At 68.5% G+C, this 19,744-nt stretch carries 21 protein-coding genes; 12 read left to right on the top strand and 9 right to left on the bottom strand.

The window, feature by feature from the left end; translation table 11 throughout:
* Positions 1 to 3 precede the first annotated feature (3 nt).
* Together ABD830_RS26190 and ABD830_RS26185 are read right to left on the bottom strand one after the other, a co-directional pair.
* Positions 4 to 894, bottom strand: coding sequence for an alpha/beta fold hydrolase (locus ABD830_RS26190; RefSeq protein WP_344992430.1), 891 nt, complete (start codon positions 892 to 894; stop codon positions 4 to 6).
* Positions 895 to 996: 102 nt separating this feature from the next.
* Positions 997 to 2,907: a DEAD/DEAH box helicase gene (locus ABD830_RS26185; RefSeq protein WP_344992427.1), complete on the bottom strand. Its 1,911-nt coding sequence runs from the start codon at positions 2,905 to 2,907 to the stop codon at positions 997 to 999.
* A gap of 349 nt (positions 2,908 to 3,256) precedes the next feature.
* Between ABD830_RS26185 and ABD830_RS26180 the strand changes: the two genes are divergently transcribed.
* On the top strand, positions 3,257 to 3,895 hold the full coding sequence (locus tag ABD830_RS26180) for a ferritin-like fold-containing protein (RefSeq protein WP_344992424.1): 639 nt from the start codon (positions 3,257 to 3,259) through the stop codon (positions 3,893 to 3,895).
* 393 nt (positions 3,896 to 4,288) lie between these two features.
* Here the strand turns inward: ABD830_RS26180 and ABD830_RS26175 are convergent, their stop codons facing one another.
* The 5 genes from ABD830_RS26175 to ligD (ABD830_RS26155) form a co-directional block, all read right to left on the bottom strand.
* Positions 4,289 to 4,522, bottom strand: a complete 234-nt coding sequence (locus ABD830_RS26175) for a DUF3107 domain-containing protein (protein ID WP_344992421.1) — start codon at positions 4,520 to 4,522, stop codon at positions 4,289 to 4,291.
* 85 nt (positions 4,523 to 4,607) lie between these two features.
* Entirely contained in the window at positions 4,608 to 5,228 is a 621-nt protein-coding gene (locus ABD830_RS26170) for a TetR/AcrR family transcriptional regulator (RefSeq protein ID WP_344992419.1), read from the bottom strand.
* Between the two features lie 140 nt (positions 5,229 to 5,368).
* Positions 5,369 to 5,578 (bottom strand): hypothetical protein, encoded by a 210-nt coding sequence (locus tag ABD830_RS26165; RefSeq protein WP_344992417.1) that lies wholly within the window; start codon positions 5,576 to 5,578, stop codon positions 5,369 to 5,371.
* A 44-nt stretch (positions 5,579 to 5,622) separates the two neighbouring features.
* Positions 5,623 to 6,495 (bottom strand): non-homologous end-joining DNA ligase, encoded by an 873-nt coding sequence (gene ligD / locus ABD830_RS26160; protein ID WP_344992414.1) that lies wholly within the window; start codon positions 6,493 to 6,495, stop codon positions 5,623 to 5,625.
* Entirely contained in the window at positions 6,492 to 7,394 is a 903-nt protein-coding gene (gene ligD, locus ABD830_RS26155; RefSeq protein WP_344992412.1) for a non-homologous end-joining DNA ligase, read from the bottom strand. Before ligD (ABD830_RS26155) ends, ligD (ABD830_RS26160) begins: the two co-directional genes overlap by 4 nt.
* A 59-nt stretch (positions 7,395 to 7,453) precedes the next feature.
* On the opposite strand from ligD (ABD830_RS26155), the gene ku reads away from it, so the two are divergent.
* The 3 genes from ku to ABD830_RS26140 all read left to right on the top strand — a co-directional run bounded on the left by ku (position 7,454) and on the right by ABD830_RS26140 (position 9,743).
* The gene (ku, locus tag ABD830_RS26150) at positions 7,454 to 8,323 is read left to right on the top strand and encodes a non-homologous end joining protein Ku (protein WP_344992409.1); all 870 of its coding nucleotides are present in this window, start codon (positions 7,454 to 7,456) and stop codon (positions 8,321 to 8,323) included.
* 419 nt (positions 8,324 to 8,742) lie between these two features.
* Complete coding sequence (locus tag ABD830_RS26145; RefSeq protein ID WP_344992406.1) at positions 8,743 to 9,069, top strand: hypothetical protein; 327 nt, start codon at positions 8,743 to 8,745, stop codon at positions 9,067 to 9,069.
* A gap of 320 nt (positions 9,070 to 9,389) precedes the next feature.
* Positions 9,390 to 9,743 (top strand): hypothetical protein, encoded by a 354-nt coding sequence (locus ABD830_RS26140; protein WP_344992404.1) that lies wholly within the window; start codon positions 9,390 to 9,392, stop codon positions 9,741 to 9,743.
* Between the two features lie 566 nt (positions 9,744 to 10,309).
* On the opposite strand, the gene ABD830_RS26135 is transcribed toward ABD830_RS26140, so the two are convergent.
* Both ABD830_RS26135 and ABD830_RS26130 read right to left on the bottom strand, forming a co-directional pair.
* Entirely contained in the window at positions 10,310 to 10,825 is a 516-nt protein-coding gene (locus tag ABD830_RS26135; protein WP_344992401.1) for a hypothetical protein, read from the bottom strand.
* 465 nt (positions 10,826 to 11,290) lie between these two features.
* Entirely contained in the window at positions 11,291 to 11,719 is a 429-nt protein-coding gene (locus ABD830_RS26130) for a hypothetical protein (protein ID WP_344992398.1), read from the bottom strand.
* Positions 11,720 to 12,620: 901 nt separating this feature from the next.
* Here ABD830_RS26130 and ABD830_RS26125 point away from each other — a divergent pair.
* The 8 genes from ABD830_RS26125 (at position 12,621) to ABD830_RS26090 (ending at position 19,676) form a co-directional block, all read left to right on the top strand.
* On the top strand, positions 12,621 to 13,520 hold the full coding sequence (locus ABD830_RS26125) for an alpha/beta fold hydrolase (protein WP_344992395.1): 900 nt from the start codon (positions 12,621 to 12,623) through the stop codon (positions 13,518 to 13,520).
* 43 nt (positions 13,521 to 13,563) lie between these two features.
* Positions 13,564 to 14,745 (top strand): adenylyltransferase/sulfurtransferase MoeZ, encoded by a 1,182-nt coding sequence (gene moeZ, locus ABD830_RS26120; RefSeq protein ID WP_344992392.1) that lies wholly within the window; start codon positions 13,564 to 13,566, stop codon positions 14,743 to 14,745.
* Positions 14,746 to 14,792: 47 nt separating this feature from the next.
* Positions 14,793 to 15,509: a hypothetical protein gene (locus ABD830_RS26115; RefSeq protein WP_344992389.1), complete on the top strand. Its 717-nt coding sequence runs from the start codon at positions 14,793 to 14,795 to the stop codon at positions 15,507 to 15,509.
* Complete coding sequence (locus ABD830_RS26110) at positions 15,503 to 16,738, top strand: S8 family serine peptidase (RefSeq protein WP_344992386.1); 1,236 nt, start codon at positions 15,503 to 15,505, stop codon at positions 16,736 to 16,738. The genes ABD830_RS26115 and ABD830_RS26110 overlap by 7 nt, the downstream gene beginning before the upstream one ends.
* 171 nt (positions 16,739 to 16,909) lie before the next feature.
* Complete coding sequence (locus tag ABD830_RS26105) at positions 16,910 to 17,812, top strand: hypothetical protein (RefSeq protein WP_344992383.1); 903 nt, start codon at positions 16,910 to 16,912, stop codon at positions 17,810 to 17,812.
* A 5-nt stretch (positions 17,813 to 17,817) separates the two neighbouring features.
* Positions 17,818 to 18,957, top strand: a complete 1,140-nt coding sequence (locus ABD830_RS26100) for a S8 family serine peptidase (RefSeq protein ID WP_344992380.1) — start codon at positions 17,818 to 17,820, stop codon at positions 18,955 to 18,957.
* A 48-nt stretch (positions 18,958 to 19,005) separates the two neighbouring features.
* Entirely contained in the window at positions 19,006 to 19,365 is a 360-nt protein-coding gene (locus ABD830_RS26095) for a hypothetical protein (RefSeq protein WP_344992377.1), read from the top strand.
* Positions 19,353 to 19,676, top strand: coding sequence for an MGMT family protein (locus ABD830_RS26090; RefSeq protein WP_344992374.1), 324 nt, complete (start codon positions 19,353 to 19,355; stop codon positions 19,674 to 19,676). Before ABD830_RS26095 ends, ABD830_RS26090 begins: the two co-directional genes overlap by 13 nt.
* The last annotated feature ends 68 nt before the right edge of the window (positions 19,677 to 19,744 follow it).

Raw genomic sequence — 19,744 nt, 5'->3', positions numbered from 1 at the left:
TAATTACATGACATTGGACCTTGTGTCCAAGTAGTGCTTCTCCGCCGCGTTCCAGAACCGGACCAGCGCCGCCGCGGTCGTCTCCGGCGCCTCGACGTTGGGGGAGTGGACGGCGCCGGGCACGACCATGCACTCGGCCTCGAGCCTGGCGGCCATCTCCGCCTGCATCTCGGGCGGCCACCCGTCGTCGTGCTCGCCGTACAGCACGAGCGTGGGCACCTCGATCTGGCGCAGCTCGTCGGTACGGTCGTGCATGCTCAGCACCTGCTGGGCCATGCACGTCAGCCCGGTCGGCGAGTTGGTGAGCAGGCGCTTGCGCAGGAACGCCAGGATCTCGTCCGGCACGTCGCCGGCCAGTGCCTCGGGCTCGAGCCGGTGGTGCCACACGTGCTCCAGGCCGAACTCCCGCACTTCTTCCATGAGCTTCTTGCCGTTGACCGCCCGCCTGCCCTCGATAGCCGCGGGGCCCGACCCCATCAGCGTGAACGACGCGAAATGCGTGCGCCCGTCGATCACCGCCTCCCTGGCGACCAGCCCGCCGAACGAGTGGCCCACCAGATGAACGGGGTCTCCGCCGCCGATGACCTGGGCGAGCGCGTCGACGTCGGCGCCGAGGGCGGGGCAGGAGTAGGCGGCCGGGTCGTCGGGGCCCGGTGTCTCGTACTGTCCGCGCAGGTCCACGGCCACCACCCTGCGCCCGGACTGGGCCAGGGTCATCAGGACCGCGATGAAGTCCTCCTTGCTGCCCGTCAGGCCGGGGACCAGAAGCGCGGGCCAGCGCTCAATCACACCACTGACCGGTCGCGCGTCCAGGGCGGCGAACGTGCCCTGCGGGGTTTCGATCTTCTGTGGTGTGACGCCAGGAGGCAGATCGAGGAATCGCGGCGTACTCACGTGGGGCAACAATACCCAGAGGTCAGCGGCTCGACACCGTCGAGGGGACTACCTGGGCGAAAGGGCGCGCACCCGACCGGGTGCGCGCCTCTCCTGCGGTGCTCAGCCCGCGCGGCGGCGGTTGCCGCCTCCGCCACGGGACTGGCGGCGCTGCTGCTTGCGCTCGGTGGCGGCGGACGGGGCGATGTCGTCGTCGTCCGTGGCCAGATCGGGTGACTGGAAAATCACCGTGAACGGGTTCGGGGGGACGATCCGCTCCGGCTCCTTGCGCACCGGCGGAGGCGGCGTCGCGAGGAAGGACGGCTCCGGCTCCGGCTCCCTGGCGGTCACGGGTTCCGTGGCGGCCACCGGCTCCGCGACGGTCCGGGGCTCGGCGACGGCGTCGGCCTTGGCGGGGGCACGGCGGGAGCGGGTGCTCTTCACCGGTGCCTCCTCGGTCGCTGCCGGCGCGTCGGCCTCGGGAGCGGCGTCGGCGGTCCGGCGCGACCTGGTGGCCTTGACCGGCGCCTCGGGCGCCTCCGGGGCGTCGGCGCTCCGGCGCAGCCTCGTGGCCTTGACGGGCGCCTCAGGAGCTTCGGCGAGTGCCTGCTCGATGGCCGAGGAGGCAGCCCCCCTCCGCGTACGCGTCCGCTTCGGCTCGGCGGCCGCCTGGATCTCGTCCGTTGAGAAGATCGCGGGGGTCTCCTCCGCCTTGGCATCCACGAGCTCGACCTCCGGAGTCTCGACGGCTGCGGTCTCCGCCAGCTCCTTGCCGCCACGGGTGCGGCGGCGCTGGCGCGGCGTGCGGGCAGGGCGCTCCTGGCGCTCCTCGCGCTCGTCGCGGCGACGGCCGCCACGACCGCGGGGCCTGCCGGTCTCTCCGAGGTCCTCGATGCGCTCCGCGGACAGCCCCGCGCGCGAGCGGCTCGCGTGCGGCAGGACGCCCTTGGTGCCTTCGGGGATGTTCAGCTCGGAGTAGACGTGCGGCGAGGTGGAGTAGGTCTCCTCGGGCTCGGCGAAGTCGAGTCCGAGCATCTGGTTGATCATCTTCCAGCGGGTCAGCTCCTCCCACTCCACGAAGGTGACCGAGATGCCCGTGCGCCCGGCCCGGCCGGTGCGGCCGATGCGGTGCACGTACGTCTTGTCGTCCGTGGGGCAGTCGTAGTTGACCACGTGGGTGACGTCGTCGATGTCGATGCCGCGGGCCGCCACGTCGGTGGCCACCAACACGTCGATCTTGCCGTTGCGGAACGCGCGCAGCGCCTGCTCGCGCTGGCCCTGGCCGAGGTCGCCGTGGACGGCCGCGACCGCGAAGCCGCGGGTGTCGAGCTGCTCGGCGACCATGTCGCAGGCCCGCTTGGTCTCGCAGAAGACCATGGTGAGCCCGCGGCCCTCGGCCTGCAGCAGCCGTGCGACGATCTCGATCTTGTCCATCCGGTGCGCACGCCACACGATCTGGCGAACCTGCGGCGTGGTCTCGCCCTCGCCGCTCTCGTGCTCGGCGCGCACGTGCGTCGGACGGTTGAGGTACTTACGCGACAGCGCGACGATCTCGCCCGGCATGGTCGCCGAGAACAGCATCGTCTGCCGCTCCGTGGGGATCAGCTTGAAGATCCGCTCGATGTCGGGAAGGAAGCCCAGGTCGAGCATGCGGTCGGCCTCGTCGAGCACGAGGGTCGTGACCTGGCTCAGGTCGAGGTGCTTCTGCTTGACCAGGTCGAGCAGGCGGCCCGGGGTGCCGACGATGACGTCGACGCCGGCCTTCAGCGCCTCGACCTGCGGCTCGTACGCGCGCCCGCCGTAGACGGTCAGGACCCGGGAGCCGAGCTTGCCCGCGGCCGTGACGAGGTCCTCGCTGACCTGCACGGCCAGCTCGCGGGTGGGCACGACGACGAGCCCGCGGGGCTTCTTGCGGTTCTTGCGCGGCTTGCCGATGCTCTGCAGCATGGCGATGCCGAACGCGTACGTCTTGCCCGTGCCCGTGCGCGCCTGACCGATCAGGTCCTGGCCGCTCAGGGCGAGCGGGAGAGCCATCTCTTGGATGGGGAACGGTGTGACGATGCCCTCAGTCTCGAGGGCATCGGCGATCTCAGGTGTGACTCCGAGGTCTCGGAAAGTCGTCAGGGTGGCCTGCCTCAGTTCTCAAATGAAGGCGGGCCTGCCGGGACCGACGGGCGGAAAACAGCCCCCGTTGCGTGGGTCCTCGCGGTAGAGCCAGCCCTCTCGCGTCATCAGCGACCGCGCACCCGGAAGTGGGGGTAATCGGGGGAAACCCTCGAATTTACACAGTGCGGTCGCACTTTCACAGAGCAGTGTACTCGATACCACAACGCTGGCCCAGCTTACGTATGTTCCCGCAGATTCCCCGAAGTACGCTGCCTCTATGAAGGAGTCTCCAGGAGTCGTAGACCTTCTCGGCGTGCTCGCGTACGCGGAGCTCAGCGCCTACGCGCGGATGACGGAGGACGCCGCCACGCTGGCGCCCACGCTGGCCGACCGCGCGGCGCTGAGCGAGCTGGCCGTGACCGAGTACGCCCATTTCCGCCTGCTGCGCGACCGGCTGGCCGAGCTCGGGGCCGATCCCGACGAGGCGATGGCGCCGTTCGTCGAGGCGCTGGACGCCTGGCACGCGCAGACCAGACCGGCCGACTGGCTCCAGGCGCTGGTCAAGACGTACGTCGGGGACGGCATCGCGCTCGACTTCTACCGGGAGGCGGCCAGGCACCTCGACCCGTCGATCGCCGAACTCGTGGACGAGGTGATCGTGGACGAGGAGCGCTCGCAGTTCGCGGTCGAGCGGGTCAGGGCGGGCATCGAGGCCGCGCCCGTGGAGGCCGGCCGGCTGGCGCTGTGGGCCCGGCGGCTCGTCGGCGAGGCGCTCAGCCAGGGGCAGCAGGTGGCCTCGGCGCGGCCCGAGTTGGCGTTGCTGTTGGTGTCGGGGGAGGGCGCCACCGATATTTCCCGACTTTTCGCGACATTGACGGAGGCGCACAACAAGCGCATGGCCGCCATGGGCCTCTGACCGACGCCCGCTGCCGAGGACTGGTCCGCCCATCGGGCGGCGCGAGGCGCGGAACGGTTGTACCGTGCCAGACATGAGGGCCTCGCGCCGCTACGGCAGTTCTTCGACGACGAGATGTAGGCCGAACCGCTGGACCTCGCGCCCGGTGCTGCGGAGGGAGAGCGCACGCTGCCCGACCGCCAAGCCCGGGCACGCCGTCCTCCACCCCCGGCCACCCCGCGCCTGCCACCTCGGGACTCTCCGCTGACCCACCCCTGCCGGTCGCGTCGGTGGGTCAGGCGACGGCAGCCGCTGGGCCGGGTGCGGTGAGGGAAGCCGGCGCGGCAAGTCGACAAGGAGCGCGCCCAGCGAAGGGGTACGGCGCCAGAGCCGTACCCCTCAGTCAGGAAAACCCTAGAGAGTGCCGCCGAACCCGACGGGCCGCGCCTCGGGCTCGCCGATCTCGATGAACCCGAGTGAGTGCACCGGCACCATGACCCGCCTGCCCTTGACGTCGGTCACGACGAACACGCCGCGCTGGACCGCCAGTGCGTTTCTGATCTCTTCTTCGATCTGCTCGGCGGTGAGGTCGGTCTCGACGATGAGTTCGCGGTGTACGGAGCGTACGCCGATCTTGATCTCCATCATGGCTCCTTAGTCGACGGGCTGGCTCACTCCCATCGTGGCGGCTCGTACCCGGGAACGGCGCAAATGATCGCGAACAGCGAACGGGTTATGCCGTACGCGGAAAACCGCTGATGCCGCGCCAGGCCAGCCGTGCCATGAGCTGCTCAGCCGCGTCCTTGGGGATCGAGCCGTGCGTGGTCACCCAGTAGCGGGCGCTCACCTCGGCCATGCCGACCAGGCCCATGCCGAGCAGATGCGCCTCGTCGCTGGTGCAGCCGGTGTCCTCCTGGATGACCGCGCTGACCATCTCAGCGCACTCCTGCAGCGAGCGCTCCACGCGTTGCCGCACCGGCGCGACGTTGCGCAGGTCGGACTCGAACACGAGCCGGAACGCCTCGCCCTGCGTGGAGACGAAGTCGAAGAACGCGCTGAACGTGGCCTGCACGCGGAGCTTGTTCTCGTGGGTGGAGGCCAGCGCATCCCGGCAGCGGTTGACCATGTCGTCGACGTGGAGGTCGAGCAGCGCCAGATAGAGCTCCAGCTTGCCGGGGAAGTGCTGGTAGAGCACCGGCTTGCTGACGCCGGCGCGGTCGGCGATCTCGTCCATGGCGGCCGCGTGATAGCCGTTCTGCACGAACACTTCCTGCGCGGCGCTCAGCAGCTGCCGGCGGCGCGCCAGTCGGGGCAGCCGGGTGCCCCGGGGTTTCGCATCCGGGGTTGCGGTCACACGGGTCTCCATAGGTCTCTCAGCGGGCTGTGCGGACATCCTACGTGCGAGTAGGCCACGTCTTCCTGGGCTTACGCCACTCCGTGAGGCGGGCTCGGTCGAGCGGATGCCGAGTCAGCCGAGTCGTCGCGGAGCCGTACTCAGCGGTATTCGTCGTCGTCGAGATCCACCACACGGTGCTGATCGGCCGCGTCGGCGGGATCGACGTCGAGCGGCAGCTCGTAGCGGAGCCTGGCGGAGCTCTGGCGTATCTCGTGGTGTTGGTCGGCGGCGTCGGCCTCGGGCGTCTCGATCGACAGCTCTGCCTCCTCCTCCACGTCGTAGGAGATCTCGTCCCCGCGTATGTCCATCTCCGACATCTTCTGGTCCCCCTTAAGGTGTGGACGCAACCAGCCTACGCCCGGCTGAAAAGGTCGCCGCGCTTCTCCACTCTGGCGAGTACGTCCGGCGCCGTGAACACCAGCTCATCGGGCCGTTCGCAGCTCTCGACCTCCTTCCACAGCAGTGGTGTCGAGACGGTCGGCTGCTCCCTGGCCCGCAGCGAGTAAGGCGCCACGGTGGTCTTGGCAGGGTTGTTCTGGCTCCAGTCGATGAACACCTTGCCAGGTCTGGCCGCCTTCGTCATCACGCTGACCACCTGCTTGGGATGCTCTTTCTCCAGAAGCCTGGCCAGTCTCCTGGCGTACGCGGAGGGCTCCTCGCGGCAGTCCCAGTCGGCGTACAACTGCATGCCCTTGCTCCCGCTGGTCTTCGGCCTGGCGGTGAGCCCCTCGCTCTTCAGCACCTCGCGCAGCATGAGCGCCACCTCGCAGCACTCGACGATGGTCGCGGGCGCGCCGGGGTCGAGGTCGAACACGAGCGTGTCGGGCGGCAGCGCCTCCCCGTCCTCCCCGACGCGCCACTGGGGCACGTGCAGCTCGAGCGCGGCGAGGTTGGCGTAGTAGACGAGCGTGGGCAGGTCGTCCACGACGGCGAAGTCGATGGTCTCGCGGTTCTTGGTGCTGCCGGGGGCGGGCAGGGTGACCTGCCGGACCCAGGAGGGGGTGTGGTCGGGGGCGTTCTTCTCGAAGAAGGACTGGCCGGTGACGCCGTTCGGGTAGCGCTTGACGGTGAGGGGCCTGCCCTGGAGGTGGGGGAGGAGCACGGGTGCGACCCGGCTGTAGTAGTCGATGACCTCGGCCTTGGTGAAGCCGTACTCCGGGTAGAGGACCTTGTCCAGATTGCTCAGCGTCAGGTCGCGCCCGTCGACCCTGACCGGCACCTTCATAGCGTCACCTCCGCCGGGAGCTTGTCGGGCCGCAGCCCGCGCCACACGGGGTGCCGCAGCCGCTGTTCGTCGGTCCACATCGTGTAGGCCACCTCCCCGACCAGCTCCGGCCTAACCCACCGGTTCCGCCAGGGGACCTCGTTGCAGAACGGGCTGCGCGGGATCTCCAGAGGCCGTATCCGCTGGTAGAGCTCGTCGAGCAGGGCGTCGGTGAACCCGGTGCCGACGTGCCCCACGTACGTGAACCCCTGCTCGGTGAACACCCCCATCACGAGCGAGCCGACCCCGCCCGCCCGGCGCCCCTTGCCCGGCTTCCAGCCGCCGATCACGACCTCCCTGGTGGTCAGGTTCTTCACCTTGATCCACCAGGGGGAGCGCGTCCCCGCCCGGTAGGGCGAGTCCAGCCGCTTGGCGACCACGCCCTCGAGCCCCTGCTCGTGCGTGGCCGTGAGCAGGTCGGAGTCGCCGGGGAAGTACGGGGGAGCGCCGACGTCCAGCTCGTCGAGCAGCGCCCGCCGGTCCCGGTAGGGGAGGTCGAACAGCGGCGTGCCGTCGAGATAGAGCAGGTCGAACGGCATGTACGTGATCGGGTACAGCTCCAGCATGACCGGCTCGGGATCGGTCAGGTGCATCCTGTGCTGCAACCGCACGAAGCTGGGCCTGCCGCCCCGGTCGAGCGCGACGACCTCGCCGTCGATGATCGCGTTCTTGATCCCGAACCCCGAGATCTCCGGATACCGCCGCGTGTACTCCACCCCATGCCTGCCCGTCACCCTCAGCCCGCCGTCAAGGTGGACGATGGCGCGGATGCCGTCCCACTTGACCTCCAACCCGTACAGCTCGCGGTCGGAGGGTAGTTCCCCAGGTACGGCCAGCATCGGTTCGACCGGGTATGGCATTGGTTGCCCCATGACGGGTATGTGCCCAATGGCAAACCCATGCGAGCTGAGGAGTGACCATGCGCAGCATCTGGAAAGGTGCGATCTCCTTCGGGCTGGTCACGATCCCCGTCAAGCTCTACTCCGCCACCGAGCAGAAGGACGTGTCGTTCCACCAGGTGCACCGCGAGGACGGCGGCCGGATCCGCTACAAGCGCGTGTGCACGGTGGACGGCGAGGAGGTGCCGTACTCCGACATCGCCAAGGGGTACGAGCTGGCGTCGGGCGAGATGGTCGTGCTCACCGACGAGGACTTCGAGGGTCTGCCACTGACCACGTCACGCAGGATCGACGTCCTCCAGTTCGCCCCGGCCGAACAGATCGACCCGATCTACTTCGCCAAGTCGTACTACCTGGAGCCGGACGCTCAGGGGGCGAAGCCGTACGTGCTGCTGCGCAACGCCCTGGAGAGCTCGGGCCAGGTGGCGGTGGTCAAGGTGGCGCTGCGCCAGCGCGAGTCGCTCGCCACACTCCGCGTACGGGACGGCGTCTTCGTCCTGGAGACCATGCTCTGGCCCGACGAGATCCGCAAGCCGGACTTCGCCTTCCTGGACGAGGACGTCGAGGTACGGCCCCAGGAGCTCAAGATGGCCGAGTCCTTGATCACCACGATGGAGTCGGACTTCGACGCGAGCGAGTACCACGACGCCTATCGTGAGGCGCTGCAGCAGGTGATCGAGGCGAAGGTGGCGGGCAAGGAGGTCATTCCTCCCCAGGAGGAGGAGGAGGCCCGCCCGGCGGTGGACCTCATGGCCGCGTTGAGGGCCAGCGTGGAGGCCGCGAAGCGGGAGCGGGAAGCCGGCGCGCCCGCCAAGGCCAAGAAGGCCGCGGGCAAGTCCAAGGACGAAGAGAAGGCCCCCGCGAAGCGCAAGGCCCGCAAGTCCGCCTGAGTCCCCCTGATGCCGCCTGTGGCGCCCTGAAGGACATGGGCGATGGCACGCGTATGAGGAATGCCCCGCTGTTGGTGGGCGTCTCGATGCCACGCCGTCTGCGTTGATTTCCACTGCACCGGTCCCGGTGTCTTCCCGCGATGAAGCATGCCCGGCCAACCGCGTACGGACGTGCCGCGGCGTTCCACCGGCCGTCCAAAAGGGACATATCGGGATAATTCATAACATGTCACGAGATAAATCACTAATACGAGCAATAACATGGTTATTGCATAGCAAAATGGGGCGATTCCTGTTTGTACCCCTACGTCCTCGGCAATGACATTCACCGGATGGCTCTCAGCAGGCGTCCAAGACGTTTTCCGGGTAATCCGGAAGCGTCCAGAACGGGGCAACAGATCCTTTAGGGGGAAAACGCAATGCCCAAGCTCAAGAGTCTTATGGCCGGCCTCGCCATCAGCACGGGTCTGACGGGCGGCCTGCTCGCCCTGGGCGCGACGACGACCTCGGCCAGCGCCGGCACCACCCAGGCCACCTCCGGCGCGCCCGTCCTCATCAACGGCTGCGGCTGGCGGTGCGGTGGCTGGGGTGGCGGCTGGCGTCGTCACCGCAACAACAACCGGACGAACGTCTTCGTCCACAACAACAACCAGAACTTCAACATTCGCCGGGACCGCAACAACCACAAGGAATTCGACATTCAGAAGCACTTCTTCAACGACCACGACGACGATGACGACGACTGACGTGCTCTGACATGACCGTGTCCTGACAGCACGGGCAATTCCTGGTGAGGGCTCCACCGGCATCGGCCGGGGAGCCCTCGCTGTGTCATGTCCGGCGAGAGGCGGCGGCTATATGCCACGGCTGGTTGCCGCTGAGCCATGTGAATGCCTGGTGTCGGGCAAGAGTGGACAATGTCGGTTTGTTGGCTATTCGGCCGGAAATATGCAGGGTACGGATGATTCGCCTAGCGGGCATCCGGGGGCGTTTCCCGATAATCCGGTCGTACTGGATTTGGGGAGCGCCGAGAACGGGGCAATCGATCCTTTAGGGGGGAACCGCAATGCCCAAAACGTTCAAGAATCTTATGGCCGGCCTCGCCATCAGCACGGCACTGACCGGCGGCGTGGTCGCCATGGGCGCCACGACGAGCGCGGCCAACGCCGGCACCGGCACCCAGCTCAGCGCCGGGACGTCCGTCCTCACCGGGGTCACCCGCTGCGGCCGCTGGCGTCGCTGCGGCTGGGGCGGACGCCGCGGCGGCTGGGGCTGGCGGCGCGAGCGTCCCCAAACGATCCGGATCCTCATCCACAACAACAACCAGAACTGGAACGTGAACCGGAACAGGTTCGACGACCAGCGCTTCCGCAGCTTCCGCAACTTCCGCGACCGGTTCTTCGACGACGATGACGACTGAGATCTCAGGCTGAGCCCGTGGCGCATTTCCCTGCGCCACCCAGGAGCCCGCTGACGCGTTGAGCTCCGCTCACACCGACGAGTGCCCGTATTCGCTCCACGAGCGAATACGGGCACTTCCTTTGTGTCGATCGCCGCCGCGCCACGCCCTTCACCTTGCGAGCGCGTCACGCAGCTCGTAGGGGCTCGGCTGTGGCGGATGGCTCGACTCCGGCGACTTGCCCCGCTGGGCGGTCGTGGCCGCCAATGCGCGCCGAGCCCGATCTACGGAGATTCGCCCGATGCCGATGCTTTCGTCGTAGCAGCCCATGACGCCTGGAGAGCCGTAGGCCGCCGCTCGCCGCCTTGGGGATGTGGGTGGGGTACATACGGACCCAGCCGCTCCGGCCTCGGGTCTGGGGTGCGCGGCATGGCCGTCCTTGCCGGAGGGGGCGACAAGTCGAGTGCCCCTGTTCGCTGCTGAAGCGAACAGGGGCACTCTCCCTGTGAGCGGAGTTCATCGCGTCGCGGTGGACTCCTTAGTGGTGCAGGGAAGCGCGCCACAGGCTCAGGCTGAGGCGTCGGCTCTCAGAAATCCTCGGCGTCGCCGCCGGCGCCGCCTGCGCCGCCGCCACCGCCGGCACCGCCGGCGCAGTTGGCGTTCCCGTTGCAGTTGTTGCCGCCTGCGCCGCCGGCGCCGCCTGCGCCGCCGCCACCGCCGTTGCCGCCGATGATGTTCTCGGCGTCCTCGCCGTCCTCGCCGTCCTTGCCCTTCTTGCCGTGGTCCTCGTTCTCGAACTTCCACTCGTCGTGGTCGTTCTCGAACTCGCGGGTCCTCTTGTTGTCGCGCTTGAGATTGAAGTTGTGGTTCCGGTTGAAGATCTGGATGTCGATGCGGTCGTTACGGTGGTGCTTGCGCCACCAGCCGCCCCAGCCCCAGCACGAACGCCAGCCGCAGCCGTGCCCCCCGATGAGGACGGGGGCGCCGGCGCTGACCTGGGTGCCGGCGTTGGCCGCGGTCGTCGTCGCGCTTGCGGCGATAACGCCGCCGGACATGGCCGTGCCGATGGCGAGGCTCGCCATAATACTTCTGAGCTTGGGCATTTCGTTTTCCTCCTAAAGGATCTTGCCCCGTTCTCGTCGTTTCCCGAAACAGCAGGGCCTGGATGCCGGGAAATGACTCGGAATGGCCGCTGAGTAAACCATTCGCATTCTCTTTGTTTCCGGTCGGATAGCCAGGAAACCGGAATTATTCAGTCTTGCCCGACGATAGGCGTTTCTATGGTTCAAGGAAAATGCCATCGAATGGCCGCCGTCCCTCGAACCGCAGCGGGGCGAGAAATGGAACGAGGCCAAGTGAGGGCTCCCCCGGGCCGATGCCGATGGAGCCCTCACCAGGATTGTCGTGAAGACGAGGAGAATGAATCTCAGGCCGAACCGCGAAGGAAGCGCGGACCGCTCCCGAGAGCCCGGCATTCACCGGCCGAATCCACATCACGTGAACCGTGGCCACCCGTGAAGACGGGCACTCATCCCTGCACTGTCAGCGCACGGACAGATCGCCGTGCGTCAGTCCTCGTCGTGGTGCTTCTTCTTGAACTTCACTTCGCGGTGGTCGTTCTCGAACTCGCGCCGCTTGTCCCTCTTGTGGTCGAAGTTGAAGTTCTGGTTGTCGTTGAAGACGGTGACGCAGACGTGCCGACGGTTGGACTTCCAGCCACCACCGCCGCCGCCCCGGCCGCAACGACGGCCGCCGAAGAAGCCGTTGTTGCCGTTGTTGAAGCCGTTGTTGGCGAAGAAGGGCAGGAACTCCGCGAAGTTGTTGTCGTCGTCGTCGTCATCGTCGTCGTTGTCGAAGAAGATGCGGTCGTTGTCGTCGTCGTCGCTGAGGATGGTGCCGGTGAACGCGTCGGCGGAAGTGGCGCCGAGGCCGACCACGCCGCCGGTCAGCAGCGTACTGAAGGCGAGGCCCGCCATAACACTCTTGAGGTTGGGCATTTCGTTTTCCCCCTAAAGGATCTTGCCCCGTTCTCGACGTTTTCGGAATACCTGAGACAGGTTCCTGGACGGCTGCTGAAGAGTCATCCGCCGAAAGTCATTTCCGGGGCGGTGGGCAGGCAAACAGGAATCACCCTATTTTGCTATGCATTAACACTCTTATTGCTCGCATTAGACATCTATCCAATGAAATGGCTCGATATGTCCGATTGTTCCGCTATGGAAACGTAGACCACACGACCGTCGTGCCGACCTGGCTTTTTCTGGTGGCCTTGCCGGCGTGCCGGCCGTGATGTCCTCGTTCGCGCTTTCGCTCCCAGGTGCGGAAGGCCGCGAACATATCTATTGCCTTGACGCAGGGTCCGCCTTGCTCGCGCCGGCGGTGGTGGCGTTCGCATTTCGCCGTAGTTGTGAGGGCAGGCATGCTGACGCGCACCGATGTCACCGGCTGAATGCGTTGTTGCGCCACGGCGGCCATCATTGGCCGAGAAGGCGTTGTGCCTTCCCGGAGGATGTCTTCCGCGTTTCGCGATGCCCGGCAATGCCCGCGTTATGGACTCGCCCGTCGTCAACGGTGAGCGTCCGTGCTGTCACGCTGAGTACCGCTTGGTTGTCATGTTTTCCGGCCTTGACTGCCACAAACGGGGGACTGCAGCTTTTACCCCACTCTTGGCCTGGCATGAGATCCATTAGACATTTATGAAACCAAATAGGACGATATGTCCGCATTGGTGAGAACGGGGTCTCGTGACGTGGCATCCCACCGCCGTGGGGTGTCTGCGCCAGATGTCCGGAAGATGGATGTAAGGGCGACTCTGTACGGAACCCAGACCCCACCAAGACCCGATGGTTATCGTTGAAGGAACGAGAAGAGACGTACGCGCGACGACAAGGGGGACACATGATGGCGGAACCGGTCCCGCACTGGCCGGGACGCATGATCGGCTCGGTGCACGTCCGATCGACGGGCGAGGGCCCCGGCCAGCAGGCCGTCTTCGTGCACGGCCTGGCCGGTTCGGCCACCAACTGGACCGATCTCATGGACGAGCTGAAGGACACCGTCACCGGCCACGCCATCGACCTGCCGGGCGCGGGGTTCTCGCCCGCCCCGTCCGACGGCGACTACACCGTCGCCGGTCACGCCAGAGCCGTGACCGAGCTGATGGAGCACACCGGCCCGGCCCACCTGTTCGGCAACTCGCTCGGCGGCGCGATCGCCGTCAGGGTCGCCGCCACCCGTCCCGACCTCGTCCGCTCGCTCACGCTGGTCTCCCCGGCCCTGCCCGACCTGCTCCCCAGGTACGGCCCCGTCCGCGTGGCCGCCGCCGCGATCCCCGTGCTGGGCGAATGGGTGGCGAGCAAGCTCTCCCTGGTCCCCGCCGAGCAGCGCATCAACGCCTCCATGGCTATGGTCTGGGCCAACACGGGCAGCGTCCATCCCGTACGCCTGCGCGACGCGATCGACGAGCTCCGCAGACGTGACGACCTCCCGTACGCCGGCGAGGCCATGATCGCCTCGGCCAGGGGCATCGTGGCCGAATACTTCCGCCGCGGCGAGGACAACCTGTGGCGCCAGGCGGCCAAGGTCAAGGTCCCGACCCTGATCGTGCACGGCAGGCACGACCGTCTCGTCCGGCCCGCGATGGCCGCGAAGGCGTACCGTACGTTCCCGCAGGTCCGGCTCGTGCTGCTGCCGACGGCGGGCCACGTGGCGATGATGGAGATGCCGCAGGTCGTGGCGGCGGAAGCACGCCGTCTGATCAGTGAGACTCGATTGGGGAATGCCCCACTCGCCAGCTAGGTTTCAAGGTGAGATAGGACCCCCTGGAACGGGAGCGTAGAAAGTGTCGTTGCCACCGCTGGTCGAGCCGGCCGCAGAGCTGACCGTCGACGAAGTGCGCCGCTACTCGCGCCACCTGATCATCCCCGATGTGGGCATGGCGGGGCAGAAGCGGCTGAAGAACGCCAAGGTGCTGTGTGTGGGCGCCGGGGGCCTGGGCTCGCCCGCGCTGATGTACCTCGCGGCGGCGGGCGTCGGCACCCTCGGCATCATCGACTTCGACGTGGTCGATGAGTCCAACCTGCAGCGCCAGATCATCCACGGCCAGTCCGACGTGGGCAAGCTGAAGGCCGAGAGCGCCGCGGCGTCAGTCCGCGAGATCAACCCGCTGGTCGACGTCGTCATCCACAACACGGCGCTGACCACAGAGAACGTCATGGAGATCTTCTCCGGCTACGACCTCATCGTCGACGGCACCGACAACTTCGCCACGCGCTACATGGTGAACGACGCCGCGGTGCTGCTCGGCAAGCCGTACGTCTGGGGCTCGATCTACCGCTTCGACGGGCAGGCCAGCGTGTTCTGGGCCGAGCACGGGCCCTGCTACCGCTGCCTCTACCCGGAGCCCCCGCCTCCCGGCATGGTGCCGTCGTGCGCCGAGGGCGGCGTGCTCGGCGTGCTGTGCGCGTCGATCGGCTCCATACAGGTCAACGAGGCCATCAAGCTGCTCACCGGCATCGGCGACCCGCTGGTGGGGCGGCTGATGATCTACGACGCCCTGGAGATGAAGTACCGCGACGTCAAGGTCCGCAAGGACCCCGAGTGCGTCCTGTGCGGCAAGAACCCCACGGTCACCCAGCTGCTGGACGACTACGAGGCGTTCTGCGGCGCGATCTCCGACGAGGCCGCCGAGGCCGCCAGCGGCTCCACGATCACCGCGCTGGAGCTCAAGGAGATGCAGGACCGCGGCGACAACATCTTCCTCGTCGACGTCCGCGAGCCCAACGAGTACGAGATCGTCTCCATCCCCGGCGCCACGCTGATCCCCAAGGGTGAGTTCCTCAACGGCTCGGCCCTGGAGAAGCTGCCGCAGGACAAGCGCATCGTGCTCCACTGCAAGTCCGGCGCGCGCTCGGCCGAGGCACTCGCCGTGGTCAAGAACGCCGGGTTCTCCGACGCCGTCCACGTGGGCGGCGGCGTGCTGAGCTGGATCAAGACGATAGACCCGAGCCTGCCCACCTACTGACGGGTTTCTGGGGAAGTTCCCCGGACAGCCCTATTAAGGTCGATGGGGTGAACTCCGCTCGGCCCTGGCCCACTCTCGTGGTGGCCTCCGCGCTGACCCTGGTCTGCGCGGCGGCCGCCGGGGTGGCGGGCAGCGCGGCCGTGACGGAGCTCACCCGCGGCCCCACCACGATGGAGCTTCAGGCGGCGGCCAGGCACGAGGTCGCCGAGCGCTGGCGCACCTGGCCCAGCGGACGTATCTTCCCCGCCACACTGCCGTACTCCGCCGAGCAGGGCGGCCAGGAACGTGCCAGCAGGATCGGCATCTCGCCTCAGACCTCCTGCGACCCCGTCGACGCCAAGGCGGTCAAGGCGCTGCGCAGGGCGGGCTGCAGGGGCCTGCTCCGGGCCACCTACATCGACGCGCTGCGCGGCGTGCTCGTCACGATCGGCGTGGTGGCCATGCGTGACGAGCCGGGCGCCGCACGCGCCAGGACCGCCTTCTCCGACAGCGGCAAACCCGTCCCCGGCCTTTATCCGCTGGCCTTCAGCGGCACGGTGGCCGACCGGTTCACCCCCGCCGTGCGGCAGGCCGGTTCGGTACGTCAGGCAGGCCCGTACCTGGTGCTGACCACGGCGGGCCAGGTGGACGGGCGGCCGGCGGACGCGGCGGACGAGCAGCGGCCCGCCATCTTCGCCTTCGCCACCGAGATCGCCGAGCACGTGCTGACCGACCTCAGCACGCCGAGGACGCCCGACTGCGCGGCCGAGGAGTGGCGGTGCTGAGCCTGGGCAGTACGCGGACCGTGCTGACGAGAGGCGCGGCGGTCGCGGCGGCCGGGATGCTGCTGTTCACGGCCGCTCCCGCGCGGGCGGACGACGTGCGCGGCGGACAGCGGCCGGTCATCAGGACGCTGGAGCTGACCCACGCGTGGCGCACCAGCAAGGGCCGCGGGGTGACGGTGGCGGTGCTCGACTCCGGCGTCGATCCGCGCCATCGCGACCTGGTCGGCTCGGTGCGGGTGGGCAAGGACTTCACCGCGGGCGCGAACCCCCCGGGGGTCGCTCCGCTCCGCCTGCACGGCACGTACATGGCCTCGCTGATCGCCGGGCACGGTCACGGTCCCGGGGGAAATCTGGGGATCATCGGCGTCGCGCCCGAAGCGGACGTACTGTCAGTAAGGGTCATCCTCGAGGACGAGGAGCCGGGTTTCCGCGAGTTCAACACCGCGGAGCGGTTCGAGAACGTGGTGGCCCGGGGCATTCGCTACGCCGTGGACGAGGGGGCAGACGTGATCAACATGTCGATCTCCAAGGAGCTGGCGACCGAAGAGGAGCGGGCGGCCATCCGCTACGCCATCTCCAAGGGCGTCGTGCTCGTGGCCGCCGCGGGCAACGACGGCGACAGGAAGGTCGACGTGGACTACGCCCCCTACTCCTATCCGGCCGCGTTCCCCGGTGTCGTCTCGGTGGGAGCGACGGACCGGCGGCTGCGCCGGGCCGCGTTCTCCAACTGGAACTCCTCCGTGCTGGTCGCCGCCCCGGGCGTGGACATCATGGGCGCCGGGCCCGGTGACGAGTACTGGGTCGGTCGGGGCACCTCGCAGGCGACCGCGCTGGTCTCCGGAGTAGCCGCCCTCATTAAGGCAAAATATCCGGACATGTCGCCGCCGCTGGTCGCCCGCGCCCTCACCGCCGGCGCCAACGACCGGCCGCCGGGAGGGTACGACATCGCCACCGGGTTCGGCGTCGTGAACGCGGCCAGGGCCCTGTCGGAGGCCGGCAAGCTGGCCGGGTACACCGAGACCGCCGCGGGCGCCCAGGCGCAGGACTCCGCCGAGCCGCTGCCCGGCGGCCGGGCGGCCCCCATCAAGGTCATCGCCAGGGACGAGAGGAGCGTCGCGATCCACACGACCGTCGCCGCCGCGGCCACCCTCGGCGCGCTCGCGTCGCTGGCAGTCATATTCGTCCTGGTCAGGCGCGTCCGCCGGGCACACAGCTCGCAAGGCGCATGATCCGCCTATCAAGGGGGACGAAATAGACATGCGAGGGAGCGCCGCCGCCTGGACTGAGGAGCGCAGGGAGCGTAGCGACCGGAGCGACGAGGGAAGGCGGCGGCTCGGAAGCGACCGAGCCCGCCTCTGCGGAGCAGAGGCCATAGACACAGGAGCCGGGAAGAGGTGGTGGTGAAGGCTCGTAGGTCGACGTCAGGGCTTCCTCGCGCCGAGGGAGAGGCCACGCAGGGCCACAGGAACCCGCTCGGCACCCCCGCCGGCCGGGGGTCGCGCATCCGTGCCTGGCCGGCGGCGAACTCCCGTACGCGGGCAGCCGTCAAGCAGCGCGCGGAACTGGACGCGCTCCAGCATGGTGTCCGGTACAGGCGCATGTTCGTGACCCTGCTCAGCGTCATCGTGGTCGTGTCGTCGGTGGTCGTGCTGCTCGGCACGATCGGCCTGTTCGCCGAGACGCGTTCGCGCCCGCTGACCCCCACGGAGCAGAGCCGGTACCAGCAGGAGGAGATCGCCAGGCGCTGGCAGGCGTGGCCGGCGACGGGAGTCTTCCCCGAAGAGGTGAAGTACCTCGGGCTCGACCGTGCCCAGCAGTACGCCAGGCGCGTCGGCATCGCCCCTGAGACCGAGTGCGGCAAGGGCGTGGACGCCTCCGTCGCGGGGGTGCTGCAGAGCCATGGCTGCCTCACGATGTTGCGGGCGACGTACATCGACCAGACGGCCTCGTTCGTGATCACGGTCGGGGTCGCCGTGCTGAAGGACGAGGAGTCCAGGGTCTCGGCCACCGAGGAGCTCACCCAGGACGACCGCGTGGGCGTGCTGCCCGTCGCCTTCCCCGGCACGATCAGCGAGCGCTTCGGCCCCGACCAGCGCCAGCGCACCGGCTGGGTGGGCGCGGGGCCGTACATCGTCTTCTCGACGGCGGGCTACGCCGACGGGCGGACCAGGGCCGCGATCCCGCCCGAGGAGATCCTGCACAGCGAGCTCTGGCCGGCCGCCAAGTCCGTCGGCAACCAGATCGCCTACTTCCTCGCGGACCCGCCCAAGGTGCCGCCCTGCACCCAGGGGAACGTGTGCTAGCCGGCGTGCGCGCGCTCACCGCCGCGCTGCTCGTGCTGTCAGGACCTTCCGCCGCGCCCGTGCGGGACCAGCAGCAGTGGGTGCTCGACGCGCTCAACGTGGAGCAGGCGTGGACCGTCACCAAGGGCGAGGGCGTCACGGTCGCCGTCGTGGACAGCGGCGTGGACGGTCAGATCAAGGAGCTGAAGGGGCGCGTGAGCGCGGGCCCGGACATGACCTCGGGCGCCGTGAGCCGCCAGATGCCGCCGGGCAGGCACGGCACCGCCATGGCCGGCCTGATCGCGGCCTCGGGCGAGGACGACGGGCTGATCGGCGTGGCGCCCAAGGCGCACATCCTGTCGCTCCCCATGCTCACGGACGACGATCCTGAGGTGAGCGTCCCACCGGCGCAGGACGAGGAGCAGGTCACGGAGAGCCCGCTCGCCCGGGCGCTGCGCTACGCGGCCAACCACGGAGCCAAGGTCGTCAGCATGTCCATCGGCTCCTACGGCCCGCTCAGGTCCGAGCGCGAGGCCGTCTCGTACGCGCTCGGCAAGGGCGTCGTCCTGGTCGCTGCCGTGGGCAACGACGGCCTGACCGAGTACGCCAGGCAGAACAGCACCTCCTACTGGAGCTTCCCGGCCGGCTACCCGGGGGTCATCGGCGTGGCGGCCACCGACAAACAGGGCAAGCGGGCGGCGTTCAGCAGCGACAACCTCTCCGTGCTGGTCGCCGCGCCCGGCGTGGGCGTGCCCGTGGTCAAGCGCAAGAGCGGCTACGAGCTGTCGGAGGGCACGAGCTCGGCCGCCGCGCTCGTGGCGGGCGTGGCCGCCCTCATCAAGGCGAAATATCCGGACCTGCCGCCCGAGCAGGTCGCCCAGGCACTGGCGTCGAGCGCACGCGGCAGGCCCGCCGCGGGGTACGACGACCAGACCGGGTACGGGGTCGTGGACGCGGCCGCCGCGCTCAACGCCGCCGAGCGGCTCACCGGCGAGCAGCGCAGCGTCGTGGCGGGCAAGGAGCACTTCGGGCAGGGTGAGGACTCGCCCGTGCCCACGCGGCCGGGGCCCGATCCGCTGCGGCTGTGGCTGTACGGGGGAGGGGTGCTGGTCGCGCTGGTCATGTTCTGCGGCGCGATCATCCTGCTCAATCAGCGCAAGGAGTGAACCTTTACGATCCGCGCGAACAGTAAAGTTCCGCTATGGTCCCCCGTCATGGGATACGAGCTGCGGGTGGTGCGCGAGTCGCCACTCGCCTTCGCGGAGCTCGCGAAGGCCATCGCGCCGGCCGGTTTCGAGCTGCGCGGATCTGACGAGATCGTGGCCGCACACCGGGGCGGCACGCACGCGGTGGCGCGCTGGCAGGGCCAGCTGGTCGGGGAGCCCGGCTCCGACTGGCACGTCGCACAGCTCCTCCGGCTGTCGGCCGCGCTGGGCGCCCGGCTCATGGGCGAGGACGGCGAGGTCTACGCGCTGCGTGACGGCGTCATCGAGGTGCTGACGGGCGGCAGCGCGATGGAGATCGGAAAGTTCGACGAGATCATCGACGCGGGTCCCGCGGCATGGACCCCCTGAACCCGTTCGCCGAGCGGGTGCTCGACCTCGTCGAGCGCATCCCGCCCGGCAAGGTCATGGCGTACGGCGACATCGCCGAATACCTCGGCGAGGGCGGCCCCCGTCAGGTCGGCAAGGTGATGTCCACGTGGGGCGGCGGCGTGCCGTGGTGGCGCGTCGTGCACGCCGACGGCACCGGCGCGGCCCCTGACCACGTACAACGCTGCCTGACGCACTGGCGCGAGGAGGGCACACCGTTGCGGGGCGAGCGGGTGGACATGCGTCGGGCGCGCTGGGACGGGCGTTCAGCGGATTTTCAGAAAGGGGTCTGACCTGCTGTTTCGCCGAACCGGCGAATCCATGACATGTGACTCCCATTACCATGGGCAGAACACTGATG

This window comes from Nonomuraea helvata, assembly GCF_039535785.1.
Lineage (GTDB): Bacteria > Actinomycetota > Actinomycetes > Streptosporangiales > Streptosporangiaceae > Nonomuraea > Nonomuraea helvata.
Note: the sequence above shows the minus strand (reverse complement) of the source record. Positions and strands in the feature narration are given on the sequence as shown.

Excerpts from the sequence above, each read along its gene's own strand:
- ABD830_RS26185 (WP_344992427.1), bottom strand. The coding sequence starts at position 2,907 with ATGGCTCTCCCGCTCGCCCTGAGCGGCCAGGACCTGATCGGTCAGGCG.
- ABD830_RS26180 (WP_344992424.1), top strand. The coding sequence starts at position 3,257 with ATGAAGGAGTCTCCAGGAGTCGTAGACCTTCTCGGCGTGCTCGCGTAC.
- ABD830_RS26175 (WP_344992421.1), bottom strand. The coding sequence starts at position 4,522 with ATGATGGAGATCAAGATCGGCGTACGCTCCGTACACCGCGAACTCATC.
- ABD830_RS26165 (WP_344992417.1), bottom strand. The coding sequence starts at position 5,578 with ATGGACATACGCGGGGACGAGATCTCCTACGACGTGGAGGAGGAGGCA.
- ligD (WP_344992414.1), bottom strand. The coding sequence starts at position 6,495 with ATGAAGGTGCCGGTCAGGGTCGACGGGCGCGACCTGACGCTGAGCAAT.
- ligD (WP_344992412.1), bottom strand. The coding sequence starts at position 7,394 with ATGCCATACCCGGTCGAACCGATGCTGGCCGTACCTGGGGAACTACCC.
- ku (WP_344992409.1), top strand. The coding sequence starts at position 7,454 with ATGCGCAGCATCTGGAAAGGTGCGATCTCCTTCGGGCTGGTCACGATC.
- ABD830_RS26145 (WP_344992406.1), top strand. The coding sequence starts at position 8,743 with ATGCCCAAGCTCAAGAGTCTTATGGCCGGCCTCGCCATCAGCACGGGT.
- ABD830_RS26140 (WP_344992404.1), top strand. The coding sequence starts at position 9,390 with ATGCCCAAAACGTTCAAGAATCTTATGGCCGGCCTCGCCATCAGCACG.
- ABD830_RS26135 (WP_344992401.1), bottom strand. The coding sequence starts at position 10,825 with ATGCCCAAGCTCAGAAGTATTATGGCGAGCCTCGCCATCGGCACGGCC.
- ABD830_RS26130 (WP_344992398.1), bottom strand. The coding sequence starts at position 11,719 with ATGCCCAACCTCAAGAGTGTTATGGCGGGCCTCGCCTTCAGTACGCTG.
- ABD830_RS26125 (WP_344992395.1), top strand. The coding sequence starts at position 12,621 with ATGATGGCGGAACCGGTCCCGCACTGGCCGGGACGCATGATCGGCTCG.
- ABD830_RS26095 (WP_344992377.1), top strand. The coding sequence starts at position 19,006 with ATGGGATACGAGCTGCGGGTGGTGCGCGAGTCGCCACTCGCCTTCGCG.
- ABD830_RS26090 (WP_344992374.1), top strand. The coding sequence starts at position 19,353 with ATGGACCCCCTGAACCCGTTCGCCGAGCGGGTGCTCGACCTCGTCGAG.